This window comes from Alloalcanivorax venustensis ISO4, from assembly GCF_015356855.1.
Lineage (GTDB): Bacteria > Pseudomonadota > Gammaproteobacteria > Pseudomonadales > Alcanivoracaceae > Alloalcanivorax > Alloalcanivorax venustensis.
In genome coordinates this window covers 94,614-114,570 of the sequence record NZ_ARXR01000008.1, presented here as the reverse complement: position 1 = coordinate 114,570, position 19,957 = coordinate 94,614, and the positions used below count along the sequence as shown (strand labels likewise).

The following is a 19,957-nucleotide window of genomic DNA, read 5'->3' as shown; positions in this document are numbered from 1 at the left end:
ACAGACATGACGGACGAGGTACTGGGCACCCGGCGGTTGAGCAAACGCTTCAAGGGCTTCACCGCCGTCGACAACGTGGATCTGTCCGTAAAAAAGGGGCACATCCACGCCCTGATCGGCCCAAACGGGGCCGGCAAGACCACGCTGTTCAACCTGCTCACCCGCTTCACCGAGCCCAGCGCCGGCGAGATCCACTTCAACGGGCGGTCAGTGTGCGCACTGCCGCCCCGCGAGGTGGCGCGGCGCGGCATGGTGCGCTCGTTTCAGATCTCCGCGGTGTTCGCCAGCCTGAGCGTGCTCGACAACGTGCGGCTGGCGCTGCAGCGCGAGCTGGGTATGTCGTTTCACTTCTGGAAAAGCGACCGGGTGCTCAACCGGCTCAACGACCGTGCCATGGCGCTGCTGGAGTCCGTGGGGCTCACCGGCGTCGCCTCGCACGCCGCCGGTAGCCTGCCCTACGGCCACAAGCGGGCCCTGGAGCTGGCCACCACCCTGGCCATGGACCCGGTGCTGATGCTGCTGGACGAACCCACCCAGGGCATGGGCTACGAGGACGTGGACCGGGTCACCGCGCTGATCCAGCAGGTGGCCGTCGGCCGCACCGTGCTGATGGTGGAGCACAACATGAAGGTGGTGGCGTCCATCGCCGACACCCTGTCGGTGCTGCAGCGCGGCCGGCTGATCGCCAGCGGCGGCTACCAGGAGGTGTCCACCAACCCCCGGGTGATGGAGGCCTACATGGGCACCGCCCCCGGGCACGGCAAGGAGAGCGTGGCATGAACACCGCAACGCAAACAGCGGCCCTGGCGGTGCGTGATCTGCACGCCTGGTACGGCGAATCCCACGTGCTGCAGGGCGTGAACTTCGACGTTCAGCACGGCGAGGTGGTCACCCTGCTGGGCCGCAACGGCGCCGGGCGCACCACCACGCTACGCGCCCTGCTCGGCCTCACCGGCCGGCGCAGCGGGTCAATACGGGTGTTCGACGAGGAAGTAATCGGCACGAGCACGCACCGCATCGCCCGGCTCGGCGTCGGCTACTGCCCGGAAGAGCGGGGGATTTTCGCCAGCCTCAGCTGCGAGGAAAACCTGCTGCTGCCGCCGCTGTTCAAGGGCAGCGAAGCGGGGCTCTCGCTGAATGAGGTCTACCGGCTGTTCCCCAACCTGGAAGAGCGCAAGCACAGCCCGGGCATGGCGCTGTCCGGCGGCGAACAGCAGATGCTCGCCCTGGCGCGCATTCTGCGCACCGGCGCGCGGCTGCTGTTGCTGGATGAAATCTCCGAAGGGCTGGCGCCGGTGATCGTCGACACCCTCGGCCAGGCGATCCAGGAGCTGCGCCGGCGCGGCTACACCATCCTGCTGGTGGAGCAGAATTTTCATTTTTCGGCGGCGCTGTCGGACCGGCTGCTGTTCATGGAGAGCGGCCGCATCATCGACACCCTGACCCCGGACCAACTGGACGACAACGCCGACGAAGTGGCGCGCATGCTCAGCGTCTGAAAACAATAAAGGGAAGGCTATGGATATATTCGGTGTGCCGGTGCAGGCACTCATGGCGCAACTGATGATCGGCCTGGTGAACGGCTGCTTCTACGCGGTCCTGAGCCTGGGGCTGGCGGTCATCTTCGGCATGCTGCACGTGATCAACTTCACCCACGGCGCCATGTTCATGCTGGGCGCGCTGCTCAGCTGGGCCGGCCTCTATTACTTCGAGCTCAACTACTGGGTGATGCTGTTCCTGGCGCCGCTGGTGGTGGGCGTGTTCGGCATCGTGCTGGAGCGTTTGTTTCTGAAACGCATCTACAAGCTCGACTATTTGTACGGCCTGCTGCTGACCCTGGGCCTGACGCTGATCATCGAAGGCGCGGTGCGCTCCGTTTACGGCGTGTCCGGCAAGCCCTACGGCCCGGCGCCGATCTCCGGCGTCACCGACCTGGGCTTTCTGATGATCCCCAACTACCGGCTGTGGGTGATCGTCGCCTCGCTGCTGGTGTGCGCCGCCACCTGGTACACCATCGAGCGCACCCGCCTGGGCGCCTACCTGCGCGCCGCCACCGAGAACCCCAAGCTGGTGGAAGCCTTCGGCATCAACGTGCCGGTGCTGGTCAGCCTGACCTTCGGCTTCGGCGTCGCCCTGGCGGCGTTCGCCGGGGTGCTGGCCGCGCCGATCATGCAGGTCTCCGCGCTCACCGGCCAGACCATGATCGTGATCGTGTTCGCGGTGGTGGTGATCGGCGGCATGGGCTCCATCGCCGGCACCGTGGTCACCGGCATCGGGCTGGGCCTGGTGGAAGCGCTCACCAAGGTGTACTACCCGGAAGCCTCTTCCATGGTGATGTTCCTGGTCATGGTGCTGGTGCTGCTGGTGCGGCCCAACGGCCTGTTTGGAGGTGTGGAATGACTCGCCCGATGTGCTACGGCTTCCTGCTGCTGGCCCTGGTGGCCGCCCCCTGGATGGGGCTCTACCCGGTGCTCGGCACCAAGATTCTCTGCTACGCGCTGTTCGCCTGCGCGTTTCATTTGCTGCTCGGCTACACCGGCCTGGCGTCCCTGGGCCACGCCGCCTTTCTCGGCGTCGGCGGCTATGTGGCCGGCTACGGCATCAAGGCCTGGGCGCTGTCGCCGGAACTGGCGCTGCTCGCCGGCCTGTCGGTGGGCGCGCTGATGGGGCTGGTGATGGGCTATGTGTCGATCCGCCGCTCCGGCATCTACTTCACCATGATCACCCTGGCGCTGGCGCAGCTGGTCTATTTCCTGTGCGTACAGATTCCGCAGACCGGCGGCGAGGACGGCCTGCAGGGCATCGACCGGGGCATGCTGTTCGGCTTCATCGATCTGCACAACGACCGCGTCATGTACTACACCACCCTGACCATCGGCGTGGCGGCGTTCCTGTTCATCGCCCGGGTGGTGCGCTCGCCGTTCGGCCAGGCGCTCACCGCGATCAAGGACAACGAGCCGCGCGCGGTATCGCTGGGCTACCACCCGGACCGCTACAAGCTGCTGGTGTTCACCCTGTCCGCCGCGCTCACCGGCCTGGCGGGCGCGCTCAAGGCCATTGGCTTGGGCTTCGTGACGCTCTCCGACGTGCACTGGATGACCTCCGGCCACGCCCTGCTGATGACCCTGGTGGGCGGCCTGGGCACCCTGTCCGGCCCGGTGGTCGGCGCCGTGGTGCTGGTCACCCTGGAGAACAAGATCGGCGAGCTGGGCGCGCTGCTCGCCGGCGTCACCGGCATCGGCTGGTTCGCCACCCTCGGCGAGTCGGTGATGATGATCATGGGCATCGTGTTCGTGATCTGCGTGCTCGCTTTCCGGCGCGGCATCATGGGCGAGCTCGACGCCCTGCGCCGCCGTGTCCGCACCCCCAACCCGGCACCGGAGTCTCAATCATGACCACCCATACCCCCGACGCGTTTCACCATCACTGGCCGCCGCGGCTGTCCAAAAGCCTGCGGCCGCCGCGCACCACCCTGTGGGACAACCTGGTCACCAGCGCGCGGCGCTATCCGGAAAAAATCGCGATCCGCTTCTTCGACCGCGCGCTCAGCTACCGCGAGCTGCTGTGCCAGTGCGAAACCCTGGCGGCCTGGCTCAGCGGCGCCGGCGTGCGCCCCGGCGACCGGGTGCTGGTGATGATGCAGAACTGCCCGCAGTTGGTGATCGCCCACTACGCCATCATGCGCGCCAACGCGGTGGTGGTGCCGATCAACCCGATGAACAAAGCCTCCGAGCTGGGCCACTACATCCACAACGCCGGCGCCAAGGCGGCGATCTGTTCCGCGGAGCTGGCCCGCGAACTCACCGACGCCAACAACGCGCTGCCCCGCGACGAGCAACTGCAGCGGCTGCTGGTGACCCGCTACGCCGACGCCTTCGACCGCGGCGCCAGCCAGGACCTGCCGGTGCCCGAAGAGTGGAACGACTGGCTCTACACCTGCAACCTGCCCCTGGACGGACACACGCCCGTCACCCCCTGGCTGGAGGCGCTGGCCACCACCCTGCCGCCGCCGGTGCTGATCGGCGACCCGGACACGCCCTGCCTGCTGCCCTACACCAGCGGCACCACCGGCGCGCCCAAGGGCTGCGTGCACCACCACGGTTCGATCATGCACAACGCCGTGGCCAGCTGGCACTGGATCAACGGCGACCCGGAAAGCGTGATGCTGGCGGTGCTGCCGCTGTTCCACATCACCGGACTGGTGTGCGTGATGCACGGCACGATCTTCGGCGGCGGCACCCTGGTGATCCTGCCGCGCTGGCAGCGCGACCTGGCCAGCCACCTGATCGAAAAAGAAGGCATCAGCCACTGGCTGTGCATCCCCACCATGGTGGTGGACCTGCTCGCCTCACCGGATCTGGAACGCTACGACCTGTCGCGGCTGGCGTTCATCGGCGGCGGCGGCGCGGCCATGCCGGAAGCCGTGGCCGAACGCCTCAGGGACACCTACGGGCTGAACTTCGTGGAAGGCTACGGCCTCACCGAAACCTCCGGCCCCACCCATATGAACCCCTGCCACCGGCCGAAGCTTCAGTGCCTGGGTATTCCATTCATGAGCACCGACGTGAAAGTGCTGGACCCGGACACCCGCGAAGAGTGCGCCGACAACCAGCCCGGCGAAATCGCCATCCACGGCCCGCAGGTGTTCCAGGGCTACTGGAACAACGACGAAGCCACCGCCAAAAGCTTCGTCTACATCGGCGGCCGTAAGTACTTCCTCACCGGGGATCTGGGGCGGCGCGACGGCGAGGGCTACTTCTACATCACCGACCGCATCAAACGCATGATCAACGCCTCCGGCTTCAAGGTGTGGCCCGCGGAAGTGGAAAACCTGCTGTTCCGCCACCCGGGCATCCAGGAAGCCTGCGTGGTCGGCAGCCAGGACGCCTACCGGGGCGAAACCGTACGCGCCGTGGTGGTGCGCCGCGCCTCTCACCCGGGCCTGGACGCCGAGACCCTGATAGAATGGTGCCGCGAAAATATGGCCGCGTATAAAGTGCCGAAAATCGTCGACTTCGTGGACGCCCTGCCCAAGAACGGCAGCGGCAAGATCATGTGGCGGGAAGTACAGGACCTATGAGCGAACCGAAAATACGGCGCACCCGCAACGGCGCCCGTCTGCCGGCCGACCAGGCGACACCGCGCTACCTCGGCGAGAACATCGAGAAAGACCTGCGGGAAGTCAGCGAACGGGCCGACGGCGGCACCATGCAAAGCCGCATCCTGGTGGCCGCCATCGCCCTGTTCGCGGAACGCGGCTACGAAAACCTCAACATGCGCACCCTGGCCGGCTGGGTGGGCCTCAAGGCCCCCACCCTCTACAACTACTACGCCTCCAAGGAGCAACTGCTGGTCGAGGCCATCGAACTGGGCATGACCGATTTCTTCAGCTACATCCTCGAAGGCATCGACGACGTGCCCCGCGAGCAACGGCTGTTCGAAATCGTCCACCGGCACGCCGGCTACAAGATGCGCCACCGGCTGATCGCCCGCGCCAACGACCGCCTGATCGATCCGCAATTCGCGCGCATGTTCCTGCCCGAGGACACCGCCCGGCACTTCAGCGGCCGCATGGCCGGCTACCGCCACACCGTCCAGGACCTGGTGCGCGACTACGTCGCCGACGACGCCCCGGTCAGCCCCAAGGTGGTCACCCTGGCCCTGCTCAGCCAGTGCGACCGCATGGCCTACTGGTACAACCCCAAGGGCCAGATGACCCCCGAACAGGCGCTTGAGCAGGTCAGTATCCTGATTCGTCGGATGCTGGGCACCGCCGCCTGAGCCCTGTGTGGGAACGGGCTTTGTGGGAACGGGCTTTTGTGGGAGCGGGCTTTGTGTGGGAGCGGGCCTCGCCCGCGAAAGGGAGCGAAGCTCCCGGCAAGCCGCTAAAACTCCCGACGGAACTCATAGTGGGATCGACGAGTCCCCTCCAAACCACAATCAGCCGCCAGCAAATCAACACCATCAATGACCATGGCACGGTCTGCTATCTGAAGCGCGGAAAAGCACTTGTCGCGATACTCTTCGGACCCCTGAAATTTCACCAGCGCCTTCCGAAGCGGCTCCCTCACGGGATAAGCCGCTTCAGCCTTGCACATGGCTTCGTCTGACTTACCTTCATGCAGCCTCAACACCGCAAGATCGATCAGGTCCCGTGACTCGATGCTTGGATCGGCCCAACGATCCGCGTTGGCAAGCAGCTTCTCGGCTTGGCGATCCACTTTAGCCAAGCAGGGAACGTCCAACCACGTGGGGTATTCAGGTGCCGCTAACGCGATCCTGGCCTCCGCCACGATTTCAAATTTGATAGGCGTATCATCAACTATTACCAAGAAACGAACGCCATACTGATTGGCGGTCAGCGATCTGGGAAAAGTGAAAGAGGAAGTTTGGGAAAACAAAACGGCGGGATCGGAAGCCGCGGTTATTTGGCGTAGTCGCTTGTAACCCGCCCCGATCGGACAAAGAAAATCGACGTCCTTGCTCCAACGATATTCGCCATGGAGCAGGGAAATCCAGGTACCACCACCAAAGTGGGCACCGATATCGCGAAATAAAACGGTATCCAGCGAGTTGAGAATACGGTGGATCTTGTTGTGATGCTCGTACTTAAACATCAACTTGGAGCCAGGAGCCCTTGGCGATAGCCAACTCACGCACGAACACTTTTTCCTGGCCTTCCAGATCGGCCAAAGTACCGCGATAGTCCCAGCCGCGCTCGTAGCGGTTAAGCATCTCGTCAATGGTCAGAGCGTGCACATCAGCCAAATCCCAACATACCGCCGTCAAAAACGGCAGCTGTTCCGGAATATGGTAATCATTGCGCTGATGCATTTCTCTCAACCCACTCATTTCAACGGTTTCTAGCTTACCGGAAGCATGTCTCGACATTCAATTACCACCGTTCGCGGCGGCTAGGACGGGCGGAAGATTCGCAGGTCCAGGCCGTCTATATGGCGGTAATGACGGTCGTTGGCGGTAAAGAGGGGTAAGCCGGCGTACTGGGCGCCGGCGGCAATCAAGGCATCCGCCATCCGCATGTTGTGGCTGAGCGCGTACTCCTCCACCAAGAACATGGCACGGGCGGAGATTTCTTCATTGACATGCAGAACCCGGGCATCCCAATACCGCAGAGACCGACGCAGCAGCCGCAGCTCGCGGGTGTCTCTCAGCCCCTGCAGAAGCTCCATGTAGGTCACCGCAGACAGCCAGAAGCCCGGCGCACTGTCCAGCGCTTCGGCCGCCGCCGGGTCGCCACGCAAGTTCCAGATCAGGACATCCGTATCCACCAGCACGATCAAAACTCCCGGGGCTGGCGGAGTCGGCGCACATAGTCATCAACCGGCTCGTCCTGATCACGCCAAAGCCCGAACAGGGGATTCGATGCCGCCTCTCCGGATGTATCCCCGTAAGGAACCGGCTCACTCTCACGCACCTCATTAGCGCCGCCCAGGGGCATTAGGCGGGCACGGGGCTTCCCCCGGTAGGTGATGATGACCTCTTCCCCACGGTCGGTGGCCGCAATCAGCGTGCGGGTGTGCAGGCGTAGGTCTTTGGTAGTGGCTTCCATGGGAATTCTCCTTGTTACACTTCGGAGTGTAACAAATTGCAGGCCCGAGTCCAGGGCGAGATTGATTTTCACCCAAGGCGGTGCCATATTGGCACCATATTCAAACGAAGAGGTGTCGCATGACGACAGCAGCGACAGACCATGAAAAAGAGAAGCGGCTGGTGGCACGCGCCAAGCCCGAGATCCACCAACGGATTGCGGAAGCGGCGGAGCTGCAAGGCTCCACGGTCTCGCAGTTCCTGCTGGACGCTGCCCTGGAGCGCGCCGCCGAGGTCACCGAGCGAGCCACACGGATCAGTGCAAGCCGCGGCGCCTTCGAGAACATGATGACGGCCCTGGACCAGCCGGCTCGCGAACTGCCCCGCCTGAAGCGGGCCGCACAACACTACAAGGACGTGGTGCATGACTCGGATCCGAAAGCAGCCACTTAGCAAGAAACACGACCGGGCCGGCTTCGACTGCGGGGTCGCGGAACTCAACACCTTTATTCAGAAGACCGCACGACGGCAGGACGAACGACACCTGGTGCGCACAACGGTGTTGGTCGATACCGACCAGCCGGAGCGCATTCTGGCTTTCTACTCGACCGCGCCCTGCGAGATCGCGCCCCCGCCAGGCGTCACCGCCTGGAAGAACTACCCGCACCCGGTTCCCTTTCTGAGAATGGCGCGGCTAGCCACGCACCGGAGTGTTCAGGGCCAGGGGTTTGGTGAGGTGGCGTTACTCTCCGCCATCGACGACGCGGCGACCATCTCCCGAACCTTCACCGCCATCGGTGGTTTGGTGGTGGATGCCAAGGATCAACAGGCCGCCGCGTTCTACGAGAAATACGAATTCATCAGGATCGAAGAAAACGGGCTCCAGCTTTTCCTACCCATTAAAGATTGCATCTCGCTTATGGGCGCGTAGCAGGCACCAGCCCTAAGACTCGCTCAGCGACTCCACAATCACTTCCGGATGACGAAAGGCGATTTGAATAAGAGCTTGGGCAGCTCCGGAGGGTCTACGCCGACCCTGCTCCCATTCTTGTAATGTTCGTGGAGAAATCTTCAAAGCACGAGCGAATTGTGCCTGGGAAAGCCCGGTACGCAGGCGAGCCGAAGCCACTTCATTGGTACTGACCTCGGTGGTCCTGGCGGCATAACCTGCTTTCATTTCGCGCACGGCATGAAGTAACTTTTCTCCTAGCTCTTCACCCGTAATGTCTTCTTTCATTTTACCCATCTTCCAACTCCTGGCGGATCGCTTTTAGCAAATGGGCTGGGATATTCACCATCACGTTCTTGGCATAGATAACCAATAACCAGATCTGCCCCTCGGGAAGCCGTGTGAAATAAATCACGCGAACGCCCCCACGCTTCCCGCTTTGCGCCTTGCTCCAGCGAATCTTACGACAACCACCGCTGCCCGGTATCACCTGACCGGCTCCGGGGTGCGCGGCTATCCAAACACAAAACTCAGCGCGCTCGTCGTGGGTCCAAAGCCTGTCCGCATCCTTTGCGAATGTTGGTGTCTCAACTACCGTGTACATCCGGACAGCATACGTCTTTGACGTAGATTATCAATAGAAGCCCGCCAGTGCGACCGCATAGCCTACTGGACGACCCCAACGGATCGATGACGCCGGCACAGGCGCTCGAGCAGGTCCGTATTCTGATTCGTCGGATGCTGGGTACCGCCGCCTAGCAGGCGGCGGCCAGGAGAGTTACTGCTGCTGAGGGGAGGCGGCGGCTTTCTGCTGCCGGGAGGTGAGGGAGATATTGGCGGCGCCGTAGAGAGCGCCGGCGCCGATGGCACCAAGTGTCATCGTCATATCCGACCAGTAAAGCATTTCGCCGGCCACACCGAAGGCCACCAGGCTGGCGTGAAAGCCGAGCAGCACCAGCAGCGTCTGCCGGGCGGACATGCCGCTCTCCATCAGCAAATGATGGATATGGGTGCGGTCGGCGCTGAACGGCGACTTACCGGCGAAGGCACGGCGCGCGAACACGGTGAGCATGTCCACGATCGGCAGGCCCACCAGCCACACCGCGGTGATCGGCCGGAAGCTGATGTCCTTCTGCGAAGCCACCACCAGCAACCACAGCACCAGAAAGCCCAGGAAGGTACTGCCGCCGTCGCCCAGAAAAATCTTGCGGCCCCGGAAAAACGGCAGCTCAAGATTAAAGGCCAGGAACGCCAGCAGTGCCAGTGCCAGGGAGCCGGCCACCAGAGCGAGCTCCGTCGCCCCGCTGAGCAGCGACAAGACCATCACGCCCAGCAAGGTGGCCGCCGTCACCGAGCCGGCCAGGCCGTCGATGCCGTCGATCATGTTGTAGGCGTTGATCGACGCCAGCGCGCACACCACCGTGAAGCCCAGCCCCAGCGCGAAGCCCAGGTAGAGCGTCTCGGTGCCCAGCAGCAGGCCCAGCTGCTCGATCGCCAGATCGGCGCCGAACAGCGCCGCCGTCACCACCAGGCCCTGCAATACGAAGCGCAGGCGCGGGCTGATATCCAGCACATCGTCCACCGAGCCGAGCACGGTGAGCGTCAACGCCGCCGCGAAGAAGATCAGCCAGAGGGGTTCCGCGAGCAGACCGCTCACGGACAGCGCCACGAACAGGCCGATCAGCACCGCGAAACCGCCGATCAGCGGCGTCGGGCGCCGGTGGCGCTTACGCGTATCGGGCATGTCCACGAAGCGGTAACGACGGGCAACGGGGAACAAATAGCGTATGGCAAGGCAAACACTGGCCAGAACGGCCGGAAAATGAACAAATAAAACGACATCCATGCCGATAACCTCAAACAAGCGAGAAAAGAACTATAGGCTTAACAGCAAGGCAGCGCTGCGGCCTCCTATCTTATTTTACATTTGTCAATATTACAAAAATAAAAACGTGAACAAAATACAGATTTAATCAGTATAAGTTGCTCAAACCTTCTAAGAACAAGGAATTACGGGGTCTTGAGAGGCTGATCATAGTGACTCAACTTTTTAGTGGGTCGATCGGCTTGGGCCGCATCAACACCCAACAAGTCACCACCAAAACCAGGTAAGCCGCGAAACTCCGCTCGTCGCGGAACTGGCTCTGCGTCAGCCCGAACCCCGCGAACATCAGCACCACCAGCGTGCCCGCCAACGCAAACGTCCGCACGTCAACATCCGCGCATCTAAGGCGGCGTACAAAGCCGGCGAGCGGTACCGCGTACATCAATAGCAACGTGATCAGGCCCAGCAAACCACGGCGCGCCAGCGTATCCAGCACATCGCTGTGCAGCTGAAAGCCGAAGTAGCGAGCCTGCTCATTGAGCTCGCCGGCGGCGATCAAGCGCCTGAGCTCCGGCATCATGGCGCCCTCCCCCCAGCCCAGCAGCGGCTTCTGAAGAAACAACGTCCAGGCGGCGTGCCACATATCCAGACGCAAGCCCACCGAGGTGCGAGTGACACCCTGATGCAGGTAGCCACGCAGATCCTCAACCAGGGCCACGGCGCGCGGCAGCGCCTGCCACACCGCGAAAGCGGCAACCAGCACCACCCCGGCGACAGCCAGAAGCCGCGTCCGCAGCGGCCGCGCCAACCAGAGGCGCCGAATCTCCTCGCCCTGACAAAGCAGCAGAACCAAGGCCACCACAGGCAGCGTCACCCAGCCGCCCCGCGTCCCGGACAACAGAGAGACTACCAGACCGGCCAGCGCCGCCACCCCAAACAGCAGCGGCATTTGCGAAAGCCGCAAGGCCCACACCAGGGAGAGCACACCCAGCACCAGCGAGAGATTGCCAAACGGAATAGCGTTAATGCCCGGCACGTGAACGCGGTCCACGCCAAGTGCCAGCCAACGCACCAGCACAATGCCGCAGGCCGCCAACGCACCGAACGCCGCGCCCCACCACAGCGCCACGCCCGCCGGCGGCAACCGCCGCCAGCCCACGAGCACCAACGCCGCCGCCAGCGGCCACCAGGGCAGCGTCGAGGCCGTCTGATGCCCCACCGGCGCCCCACCACGCCAGGCATCCAGCACCAGGTGCAGCCCGAACAGCAGCAACGCCAGCAGGAACCAGCGGTCCTCTGGACACAACCGAGAATCACGACGGGGAAGCAAAGCCCCTGGTAGAGCCAGCACCACAATTAAAGCAGCGAAGGCGGCATAGCCGAGCGGCAGAATGACCAGGCCGGCCAAAAAGCCGGCCAAAGCCAGGGAGTTCAAGGGATCACTTTTGTGGCTCTTGAACCTACAATGCATTCGCATTACTATACCGTATATTATTTAACCTCATTGGAGGTTCCCATGACGGACACCGTACTGACCGCCGAATCCACCGTCACCGACCGCTACCAGACCACCGTCCCGGAAGCGGTACGCCGGACACTCAACCTGACCAAGCGGGCCAAAATCCGCTATACCGTCCGCCCGAACGGCGAAGTAGTGCTGTCCCGTGCAGAGCAGGAACAGCCGGACCCGGTTCTCGACGGCTTCCTGAACTTCCTCGCGGACGACCTGCAACGTCATCCGGAGCGGATCCAGGCAATCGATGAACGTCTGGTTCACCGCATTCAGAGTCTGGTAGGCGACATTGATGTCGATCTCGACGCCCCACTTCCTGACGAGGATGAGTAGGTGTGCCACAAGCCAGCGGTATCGTCGTTAACGGGTGGGCTATCTTCGCCCACCCGCTGTTTCTGGATGAAGTGCTTGAGCTGACTGAAAAAGTCGAGAGGCACAAAGCCAAAGACCCAGGCACCTACAAAAAGAAGAACGCCAGTAAACGTCTGGCGGCGATCCTGAAGCTGGCGCTCACGGACATTCCACAGGATCCCGCCGATCCGAAATACCGGCAAGGGGACACACTCGGCGACGGACGGAAGTTCTGGTTCCGGGCGAAGTTCTTTCAGCAGTACCGGCTATTCTTCCGCTTCCACTCGGAAGCCAAAGTGATCATCTACGCGTGGGTCAACGACGAGCACCATAAGCGGGCTTATGGCAGCCGCACCGACGCCTACACGACCTTCGAAAAGATGCTGGAAAGCGGACATCCACCGGACGACTGGGACCAACTTTATGAGCAAGCGCGCAAGGACGCAGGCGCCTTCCAGCGCACCTTAGAGCGACTCAACGATGAGTAGCGGCCTCAAGCAGATCCTTGCTCACGCGGCCTCGTCAACGCCTCCCTTGCTCAGTCTTCGACCTAACAAGCGCTCCAACAGAATCACTTGTTCATTGGAAAGCCCCCTGCGAGCTTTCCAGAGCAAGCGCGCGACGCTCGCTTTTCCGCCCTCGGGAAGCCAGGCGTCCAGGTCTAAATGGGCTAGAGCGGACGCCCCCCCCGGAAGGCGGAACATCAGCATATCTGCAATGGCGCGGGGATGTGTGGCCACATGCACCGGCCCCTGTACGGTTTCACCCAAATGCTTGATAACCTCGGAAGCCTCAATCACACCTTCGCTACCGAAGTAACCGAACCCGTCAAACTCGGTGTTCTCACCGGCCAAACGCAGAGGAATAGGCGCGCCACGATTGAGCGCACTCAGCATCTCCACAGTGTGCCAGTCACCGGAATCCGGCGAGGTAGGCAGGTTCAGTGCCACGATACCGCTGATGTATCGGCGCGGTGTCGTTTCACTCCAAATCTTCAGCGAAGTCATGATACAACCGTAGTGCCAGTGGCTAATAATTGATCGGATTATAACATCCCCGCATCAGCTGGCGCAACGAGACTGCCGCACAGGACGAAACCTATAACTCGTTGATTATAAATAATTATTTTGGTCAGGAAGGCGGCCCAGACAGGCCCCAGAAGAGTACAGCCGCCGGTAGGCCAACGCCAGCGATGTCGTCGTTAACGGGTGGGGCTATCTTCGCCCAACCGCTATTTCTGCGGCCTGGCCAGGGCGCCTATGCCGGCTTAAGGGAAACGACTCATCGTTGACGCAACTGCACGCCTTTTCTTAGCAACACCCGCTCGAAGACGTAGAGCCCGTGCGGCACGAAATCATGATCCCTGACGAAGGTGTTGATGTCCTTCGGCCTCATAGGCAGCGATAAGAACGAGTCGACCTCCAGCTGCTTGTCTCTGGCGATCAACGGAGCGATATCTTTCTCAAAATCGAGCTCAAGCTCAAAAACCGAGGAAACACCGATCTCGAAGTTGTTCTTCTCCAGGAAGAAGTCATAAAAGGCCGATTTCACCGAAAGCTGGTAGATATTCTCGTCAATGCCCAGCTCTTCCAGCAAACCACGCTTGAAACACAGCTCGATGTCGACCTTTCCGAAGGGGTCCTTATCGGTCCTGGAGAGCCCCTCGTTCATGGTGATGTGGTAGAGGGAGCGACCGGAATACCTTATGGGTGAAATAGTCCGTCTCGAACAGATCCACCTCGACGCCGGGGCTTTCCTCCTCACCAAAGCGGGTGAAGCGCAGGTTATACACACCATACTTCTTGCCGTTGAAAATCATGCCGTCCGCATTGCTTACGAACTTCTCGCCGACGAGGGTGCGATGCTTGTCGATGAGCTCAGGCAGCGCGGCGATCCCCGTCATTTCGGCGAGATCCTCGAACGTCCGGCCATCGTCGAAGGAACGATCTTCGTGGAACTCTGTACATTGAGAGTCCATATAGCCCCTCTGCTTTTCCTTCTCCCTGAGAGCGGCCTTCAGGCGGGCGGGCATATCGATATAGAGACACTGCTTCTCGCCGAAGTGGGAAACATCCCTGGAGAATATATTCCGCTTGGCGAACTCGGGATCACCGGTGGCCAGGTCCACCACGTTAATGGCGTCCTTACGCTGACGGTAAGCCGAGATTTCGGAGCGCACCTTTCTGCGGAACAAGGCGCGGCGTGTACCGAGATACACCTGCTGGATAAAAAGCAGGATCACAGAGCCGGTGAGCAGGAAGAACAGCTCCGAGGTGCCTTCGTTGGCAATACGGTCAAACAATGACTCGAACATCTAAAACTCGACTACGGGACGGCACGATCAAGACAATCCAGCGCCGCCTGGATCACGATACGTTCGTCAAATTCATTCTCAATACGGCGGCGCGCCGCCCTGCCCGCCTCCGCCAACTGGTCATAACTCATATCTAGGCAGGCGGTCATGCAAGAAGCCAGAGATTCCGCATCCCGCACCTGACACAGCCAGCCGGTCTCGCCGTCCACCACCGCCTGGCGGCAACCGGGCACGTCCGTAACGATGGCCGGCCGGCCCATGGAGGCGGCCTCAAGCACCGTCCGCGGCATACCCTCCCGATAGGAAGGCAGCACCAGCACATGGCTCTTCGCCAGCCAGGGGCGCACATCGTCCTGTTCACCCACGTAGTCCACCACGCCAGTGCGCCGCCATTCGGCGACCTCGGCGTCATCAATGGCGCTACTATTGCTCACCCCCTGGGGGCCGATCAACACAAAACGGGTGCCCGGATGGGTACGCGCAACGCGCTCCGCCGCCGCCACGTATTCACGCACGCCCTTGTCCGCAATCAAGCGGGCCACCATCACAAAGGTGAAGTCGCCACCCGCCGGCAGCGCCTGAAAGGCAAACCGGGCGGTATCCATCCCTGAGCCTGGCAACAGCACCGTAGGCTTATCCTTCAAAAGGCCGCGATCACGAAACAGCGCCATATCTTCCTGGTTCTGAAAGAACACGCAGCGCGCCCCACGGTTCACAAAGCCGTACAGCGACCGCACCCGGCGATACAACCAGGAGTCGTGAATAAAAGCCGTCCCCAGACCGGAAACATTGTTAGCGTACGGAATACCAAGCAGACGACACGCCAACCCGGAGTAGATATTGGCCTTAACGGTAAAATTGAACACGAACGCAGGCCGCAAACGCCGCAAAGCCCCAAACAGGTGGAGCACACTGCGCGCCTCGCCCACCAAACGGGTGCCCTTACCCTCCAGCCGCAGCGGCACAAACGTAACACCCAGCTCCTCCACCAGCTTGGTCGCGTAGCGATCCGGCGGCGCCATGGCGACAATCGGTCGTCCTGTCGCCACCAGCGCAGCAATAGTGCCGCGCCGGAAGTTGTAGAGGTACCATGCCGTGTTGGAGACGAGAACAGTGGGCTGCATCCAAAGCTCACCAATGACCCAATTCGATCTGGCTGACGTCAGTCTCGCCCTTTGGACTAAACATTTTCGCATGCGCCGCTCTTTTTATATCAGAAAAAAGGTCAAACTGAGATCCGATCAGCGAAGAGCCTGGCTTCGACAAGTGACCTTTATCTCGATAAAACGGGATACCATTTGAAGAAGTTTTGCATTTGTCGCGCTCACAGAAATATCTGGACAGATCAATTACGGGAACCGACAAAGCCTCATCATTCAAAAACGCCATGACTTTCTTATGGTCTTCAGATATACTATTAGTAGCGAAAGAACAATCTCTCTCGACGCCCATTATTTGTGATCGGGTAGTACATTGTGAAAGATCATGACCGGTTCTTGGCGGAGGCGATACAAAAACAGGCATTTTACCCAGAGAGCGGATATGCGACGCCGTTTCATTCATTTTCTTTAACACCAAAGATGGGGCAACACCGACGACCTCACCGTTATAATAGATATCGCTATAGATTATTCCCATCGGTGATGACATCACCACGTATTTAATGCTCTTGTTATTAGAAAGCCATTCTTTCACTCTTTCATTAAATTCAACGCACCCATTAGACCAATTTGGAGCATAATTTTGATTGGTAAGTGCTATCTCATAGATGGGGGCGCATACTGATTTCGTAAACTGTACAATGTGCGCCTTGCCGAGACCTTCGCTGGCCAGGATGGCATCAGCAAGATGCATGGCGTAACTGTCACCCCAGATCATAACTTCCGGCTCATCGCCTGTGGCACAGCTGCCCGTCGAATCGAAACCTCCTTCGCATTTTGGACTCAAACCGTTATTTGCTGCCAATAATCCATCGATTTCAAAATATGAAAAAGGCTCACCCGCGGGTGATTCTCTCCACGGAAGCCCATTTTTAAAATGGCCATACAAGCCAAATGCGATAAAACAAAACGACGTGAGCGCCGCAACTGAAAACACCTTATTAATTGACTGCCCGACAGGTCCACCTTTCCTTTTCCGAAAAGGAACTTCAATAAACCGCCACGTCAAATACGCCAAGGCCAGGGAGGCAAGAGACAGGATAAACATTAATCCCAACGAAGGCGGCTCCAGCGCTCTTATTCGTGCGAACGCAAACATCGGCTGATGCCAAAGATATGCGCTAAAGCTAATCAAACCAATTCCCACTAAAAGCCGCATTGAAAGGACTTTTGTCACAAAACTTTGAGTGGAGGAGAACAATATTATCAATGCCACACCCAGAACCGGCACCAACGTATATAACGAAGGAAAAGGTATAGTCTCGTCATACAAAAAAATCGATGAGCATATCATCACCAAACCGATGTAAGACAAAAAAGAGTTGTTCGTCGGATTTTTATTGTGCAGCAAGAAAGCGCAAGCCGCACCGACACCGAGCTCCCAAGCGCGCGTAGGCAAAAGATAAAAATTCGCAGTAGGATGATGGCGCCAACCGTATTCCGAAAAAAGCAAGCTAACAGCTGAAATGAAGATGATAATATAAAAAATGGGGTCTCGACCAAAACGCCAAAGCATTAAAAGCAGAATAGGAAACAAGATATAAAACTGCTCTTCGACAGCGAGAGTCCACGTATGAAGCATCGGATTTTCTTCAGCCGCAGGGGCAAAGTAGCCCGACTCTCGCCAGAAAAGAATATTTGAAGAAAATAAACTTATTGCCACCAATGATTGTGAAAAATCTTTAAACTGCGACGGCAGCATCCACATCCATGCAAATGGAACACTGCACAAAGCCACGAAGAAAAGTGCTGGTAGAATACGCCTTGCGCGACGCTCATAAAATCGACGAATGGAAAAACTCCCATTCTCCATCTCATCAACCAATATTGAGGTAATAAGGTATCCACTGATAACAAAAAAAACGTCCACACCCACGTAGCCGCCCGAAAACCATGAAAATCCAGCGTGGAAAAGGATGACGGGGAGTACTGCCACGGCACGCAGCCCGTCAATCTCAGGTCTATACTTCATTCAAAAGGCCTTCCATCTACCGATTTATACAGTCTTACAGTCTAACGTCAGGACGCTCGGAGTGCAGTATTTTTAAAGTATACTCTCAGCTTCCCGCGTCATATCATCCCGCGCGCAACATAAAGCTCCCACACTACTTATCTGCCCCCAAATTAGACAACAGTAATAGATTTCTGGGGACATAGAAATATTAAGAGGCGAAGGGGTACATTTGATAGGGGAGCCAGGCATGGGCGTGAGCAGCGAAGAACAGCCACACGGCCAACACAGCAGTGTAATACACGATTACACCCGTAACGATGTAGGCGCGGAGAAGAGTGTCGTTAGTGATCACGTGCAACCGTGAAAATACGAAAACCTGCAACGGGATTAGATACAGCGCAACACGGTCTGTAGCCGTGGAAGAGATTAGAACCAGCGGAATACATGCCAGCGCGAATACCGACATCCACCACCAAAGTCGACGGGCCTGCTCTCCAAGCGAGAGCTTGCGGTGTACCAACAAGTACAAAATCGCCGGAACGGCATTCATAAGAACACGAATTAGCCCGCCCTCGGAATGGTATTCCGCTTCCACATAATTTTCCCAGAGGGTATCGACGGAATCGAAGAGAAAAAGATAGCCACCCACCAGGGAGACAACGCCAACCCAGAAAAAATTCCAAACTCGTTTCTGGCTGGACGCCAATGCAGCTATAGGCAGCATCAAAACGGCCGACTTATGAAACGCGGCTCCGATCAATACCACAATAGCGAACCGACGCATTCCACCGTCGGAAAGAGCGACCAGACCCAGCAAAACACAACCAAGAGCCACAGCTTGGCGGGTATAGCCCATCCCAACTACGGTGATGAGGTAAGGCACAGCTACGAGCAAAGCAAGTGTGGGTATGGGTTGTCGACGAGAAAATATCACTACGCCGGCCATCAATATGGCTCCACATATCAGATTAACTGCATAAATGTCACCACCTATAGCGGCTACCACCCAATTTACCAAGTAATAACCTGGGTCGCCATGAAATAGTGCCTCTATTAGAGACATCATCGAAGCGCGTTGTAAATGGTCAAGATAAGAAAACCAATCACCGCCGACCTGGTATCGCAGGCCGACGACAAAGGTAAAAATTATACCCACAGTCGCCCATATCAAGGGTTGGGCACCTGAAGCCAATCGTCGACCAAAAAGAACGCCGATCAGTGGAATAAAATAAAGGATCCAGTAGGGCAACATGAGGGAAAACCTTTAACAGAACTTTATATCAAATATCGAGCAGCAAATCCCGTTGCAGACCCATCTGTGCGTTTTTAACGACGATAGTTTAGGTAAAAGACCTTAAGCACCAAAAAACGGCACCCGCGCTACACGATTTAGCCGCTTTAAAAAGCAAAACTAGTTTGGCTAAATCTCACAGTTCATAATCCAATTTTAAAAGCTTATCCGGACCTCCTACAACAACCTAAAGAAGTATTTACCCAACCCCATTTCATCTGTAAGCCTCTGGCACACTTCGTTTAAAAAATATAGAATAAAAAAACGCCAAAACTCTAAACAGGAAAAAATAGGTGAATAGCGCTGCGCCAACTTGGCTTTCAAGAGACCCATCAACGGAGAAAAAGAGCCAAAAAATAAGGCACCCTAAAAAGTAATAGAAAGGCCGGACAAGGTCAACATTCTTAAAGATTGATCTCAAAAAGAAGAACCTATATTTTCTTTTTCGTGCATGCTCCAAAGTGCGAAGAAACGGAAAAATCATAATAATAACAAGAATGAGAATAGAAAGCCTCTCCCCTGTGTAAAAAAGCAGGGGTAGCGCCAGATACTTCGTTGCGCTCAGGGAAAAGTAAGTAATAATATTAATCCTAGATCTAACCAAGTTGTGACATAAAAAGGATATCGAGCCTATACCCGCAACGACAAAAAAAGCCTTCAAATTCACAGCAATTCCGTTTAAAGACACAATATCAATAGCAGAAACCAAGAAAGCAGCCAAAGTTAAACGAAAAACAGAAATCGCTAAAAAATTTCTTCGCACATATTCACGAACGGACTCAGAAACCCTAAGCGTTGGGCATGCTTCTTTCTCCGTCGTGAGCGCATCGTTCTGCAAATAGCCTATTTCATACAAAGACTGCCAAGCTAAGAATCCAAGTATAAAACAAGCGACAAGCGGTACCGAAAAGCTTTTGCAAACAAGCCATGATGTAATAAAAATCGGAACAGGATTTACGAGCAACCACGAGACCTTCTCTGGTAAAGTCTTCAGTCTACTTATAAACAGATAAAAAAAAGGGAAAAACAATCGATGCGAGGACACGCTTATA

General features: G+C 58.2%; 25 protein-coding genes. 10 read left to right on the top strand and 15 right to left on the bottom strand.

Annotation, left to right across the window (positions count from 1 at the left end; translation table 11 throughout):
- Positions 1 to 6: 6 nt before the first annotated feature.
- From ISO4_RS07135 to ISO4_RS07110, 6 genes are read left to right on the top strand one after another with little or no spacing between them, the layout of a single operon-like run.
- Positions 7 to 780, top strand: coding sequence for an ABC transporter ATP-binding protein (locus tag ISO4_RS07135; RefSeq protein ID WP_194855689.1), 774 nt, complete (start codon positions 7 to 9; stop codon positions 778 to 780).
- Entirely contained in the window at positions 777 to 1,499 is a 723-nt protein-coding gene (locus ISO4_RS07130) for an ABC transporter ATP-binding protein (protein ID WP_194855688.1), read from the top strand. The genes ISO4_RS07135 and ISO4_RS07130 overlap by 4 nt, the downstream gene beginning before the upstream one ends.
- Before the next feature lie 19 nt (positions 1,500 to 1,518).
- Complete coding sequence (locus tag ISO4_RS07125) at positions 1,519 to 2,400, top strand: branched-chain amino acid ABC transporter permease (protein WP_067605397.1); 882 nt, start codon at positions 1,519 to 1,521, stop codon at positions 2,398 to 2,400.
- Positions 2,397 to 3,395, top strand: coding sequence for a branched-chain amino acid ABC transporter permease (locus tag ISO4_RS07120; protein ID WP_194855687.1), 999 nt, complete (start codon positions 2,397 to 2,399; stop codon positions 3,393 to 3,395). The genes ISO4_RS07125 and ISO4_RS07120 overlap by 4 nt, the downstream gene beginning before the upstream one ends.
- Positions 3,392 to 5,080: a long-chain-fatty-acid--CoA ligase gene (locus tag ISO4_RS07115; protein ID WP_194855686.1), complete on the top strand. Its 1,689-nt coding sequence runs from the start codon at positions 3,392 to 3,394 to the stop codon at positions 5,078 to 5,080. The genes ISO4_RS07120 and ISO4_RS07115 overlap by 4 nt, the downstream gene beginning before the upstream one ends.
- Positions 5,077 to 5,781 carry a TetR/AcrR family transcriptional regulator gene (locus ISO4_RS07110; protein WP_194855685.1) on the top strand — a complete coding sequence of 235 codons (705 nt, stop codon included), beginning with the start codon at positions 5,077 to 5,079 and terminating at the stop codon, positions 5,779 to 5,781. Before ISO4_RS07115 ends, ISO4_RS07110 begins: the two co-directional genes overlap by 4 nt.
- Positions 5,782 to 5,885: 104 nt before the next feature.
- Here ISO4_RS07110 and ISO4_RS07105 read toward each other — a convergent pair whose 3' ends face one another.
- The 4 genes from ISO4_RS07105 to ISO4_RS07095 are packed head-to-tail and all read right to left on the bottom strand — an operon-like array spanning position 5,886 to position 7,570.
- Positions 5,886 to 6,617 (bottom strand): nucleotidyl transferase AbiEii/AbiGii toxin family protein, encoded by a 732-nt coding sequence (locus ISO4_RS07105; RefSeq protein WP_228547979.1) that lies wholly within the window; start codon positions 6,615 to 6,617, stop codon positions 5,886 to 5,888.
- Positions 6,610 to 6,891 (bottom strand): hypothetical protein, encoded by a 282-nt coding sequence (locus tag ISO4_RS16980; protein WP_228547978.1) that lies wholly within the window; start codon positions 6,889 to 6,891, stop codon positions 6,610 to 6,612. Before ISO4_RS16980 ends, ISO4_RS07105 begins: the two co-directional genes overlap by 8 nt.
- 23 nt (positions 6,892 to 6,914) lie before the next feature.
- A complete protein-coding gene (locus ISO4_RS07100) occupies positions 6,915 to 7,295 on the bottom strand; it encodes a type II toxin-antitoxin system VapC family toxin (RefSeq protein WP_194855684.1) in 381 nt (126 codons plus the stop codon).
- A gap of 2 nt (positions 7,296 to 7,297) precedes the next feature.
- Positions 7,298 to 7,570 (bottom strand): type II toxin-antitoxin system Phd/YefM family antitoxin, encoded by a 273-nt coding sequence (locus ISO4_RS07095; protein WP_194855683.1) that lies wholly within the window; start codon positions 7,568 to 7,570, stop codon positions 7,298 to 7,300.
- Between the two features lie 119 nt (positions 7,571 to 7,689).
- On the opposite strand from ISO4_RS07095, the gene ISO4_RS07090 reads away from it, so the two are divergent.
- Together ISO4_RS07090 and ISO4_RS07085 are read left to right on the top strand one after the other, a co-directional pair.
- A complete protein-coding gene (locus tag ISO4_RS07090) occupies positions 7,690 to 8,001 on the top strand; it encodes a type II toxin-antitoxin system TacA family antitoxin (protein ID WP_194855682.1) in 312 nt (103 codons plus the stop codon).
- Positions 7,973 to 8,479 carry a GNAT family N-acetyltransferase gene (locus tag ISO4_RS07085; protein WP_194855681.1) on the top strand — a complete coding sequence of 169 codons (507 nt, stop codon included), beginning with the start codon at positions 7,973 to 7,975 and terminating at the stop codon, positions 8,477 to 8,479. The genes ISO4_RS07090 and ISO4_RS07085 overlap by 29 nt, the downstream gene beginning before the upstream one ends.
- 12 nt (positions 8,480 to 8,491) lie before the next feature.
- Here ISO4_RS07085 and ISO4_RS07080 read toward each other — a convergent pair whose 3' ends face one another.
- The 4 genes from ISO4_RS07080 to ISO4_RS07065 form a co-directional block, all read right to left on the bottom strand.
- Positions 8,492 to 8,794, bottom strand: a complete 303-nt coding sequence (locus ISO4_RS07080; RefSeq protein ID WP_228547977.1) for a helix-turn-helix domain-containing protein — start codon at positions 8,792 to 8,794, stop codon at positions 8,492 to 8,494.
- A complete protein-coding gene (locus tag ISO4_RS07075) occupies positions 8,787 to 9,101 on the bottom strand; it encodes a type II toxin-antitoxin system RelE/ParE family toxin (RefSeq protein WP_194855680.1) in 315 nt (104 codons plus the stop codon). The genes ISO4_RS07080 and ISO4_RS07075 overlap by 8 nt, the downstream gene beginning before the upstream one ends.
- A 174-nt stretch (positions 9,102 to 9,275) precedes the next feature.
- Complete coding sequence (locus ISO4_RS07070) at positions 9,276 to 10,241, bottom strand: MraY family glycosyltransferase (RefSeq protein ID WP_194855679.1); 966 nt, start codon at positions 10,239 to 10,241, stop codon at positions 9,276 to 9,278.
- A gap of 298 nt (positions 10,242 to 10,539) precedes the next feature.
- Positions 10,540 to 11,793 (bottom strand): O-antigen ligase family protein, encoded by a 1,254-nt coding sequence (locus tag ISO4_RS07065; protein ID WP_194855678.1) that lies wholly within the window; start codon positions 11,791 to 11,793, stop codon positions 10,540 to 10,542.
- A 45-nt stretch (positions 11,794 to 11,838) separates the two neighbouring features.
- On the opposite strand from ISO4_RS07065, the gene ISO4_RS07060 reads away from it, so the two are divergent.
- Positions 11,839 to 12,168, top strand: coding sequence for a type II toxin-antitoxin system PrlF family antitoxin (locus tag ISO4_RS07060; RefSeq protein ID WP_194855677.1), 330 nt, complete (start codon positions 11,839 to 11,841; stop codon positions 12,166 to 12,168).
- 2 nt (positions 12,169 to 12,170) lie between these two features.
- The gene (locus ISO4_RS07055) at positions 12,171 to 12,674 is read left to right on the top strand and encodes a type II toxin-antitoxin system YhaV family toxin (protein ID WP_194855676.1); all 504 of its coding nucleotides are present in this window, start codon (positions 12,171 to 12,173) and stop codon (positions 12,672 to 12,674) included.
- 21 nt (positions 12,675 to 12,695) lie between these two features.
- Here ISO4_RS07055 and ISO4_RS07050 read toward each other — a convergent pair whose 3' ends face one another.
- The 7 genes from ISO4_RS07050 to ISO4_RS07025 all read right to left on the bottom strand — a co-directional run bounded on the left by ISO4_RS07050 (position 12,696) and on the right by ISO4_RS07025 (position 19,950).
- Positions 12,696 to 13,193: a hypothetical protein gene (locus ISO4_RS07050; protein WP_194855675.1), complete on the bottom strand. Its 498-nt coding sequence runs from the start codon at positions 13,191 to 13,193 to the stop codon at positions 12,696 to 12,698.
- Between the two features lie 274 nt (positions 13,194 to 13,467).
- Positions 13,468 to 13,857: a hypothetical protein gene (locus ISO4_RS16975; RefSeq protein ID WP_228547976.1), complete on the bottom strand. Its 390-nt coding sequence runs from the start codon at positions 13,855 to 13,857 to the stop codon at positions 13,468 to 13,470.
- Entirely contained in the window at positions 13,829 to 14,500 is a 672-nt protein-coding gene (locus ISO4_RS07045; protein WP_228547975.1) for a hypothetical protein, read from the bottom strand. The genes ISO4_RS16975 and ISO4_RS07045 overlap by 29 nt, the downstream gene beginning before the upstream one ends.
- 11 nt (positions 14,501 to 14,511) lie before the next feature.
- Positions 14,512 to 15,624, bottom strand: coding sequence for a glycosyltransferase family 4 protein (locus ISO4_RS07040; protein ID WP_194855674.1), 1,113 nt, complete (start codon positions 15,622 to 15,624; stop codon positions 14,512 to 14,514).
- A 7-nt stretch (positions 15,625 to 15,631) separates the two neighbouring features.
- Positions 15,632 to 17,632 carry an acyltransferase family protein gene (locus ISO4_RS07035; RefSeq protein ID WP_194855673.1) on the bottom strand — a complete coding sequence of 667 codons (2,001 nt, stop codon included), beginning with the start codon at positions 17,630 to 17,632 and terminating at the stop codon, positions 15,632 to 15,634.
- 190 nt (positions 17,633 to 17,822) lie between these two features.
- Positions 17,823 to 18,866, bottom strand: coding sequence for an EpsG family protein (locus ISO4_RS07030; RefSeq protein WP_194855672.1), 1,044 nt, complete (start codon positions 18,864 to 18,866; stop codon positions 17,823 to 17,825).
- A gap of 253 nt (positions 18,867 to 19,119) precedes the next feature.
- Positions 19,120 to 19,950 carry a hypothetical protein gene (locus ISO4_RS07025; protein ID WP_194855671.1) on the bottom strand — a complete coding sequence of 277 codons (831 nt, stop codon included), beginning with the start codon at positions 19,948 to 19,950 and terminating at the stop codon, positions 19,120 to 19,122.
- Positions 19,951 to 19,957: the final 7 nt, after the last annotated feature.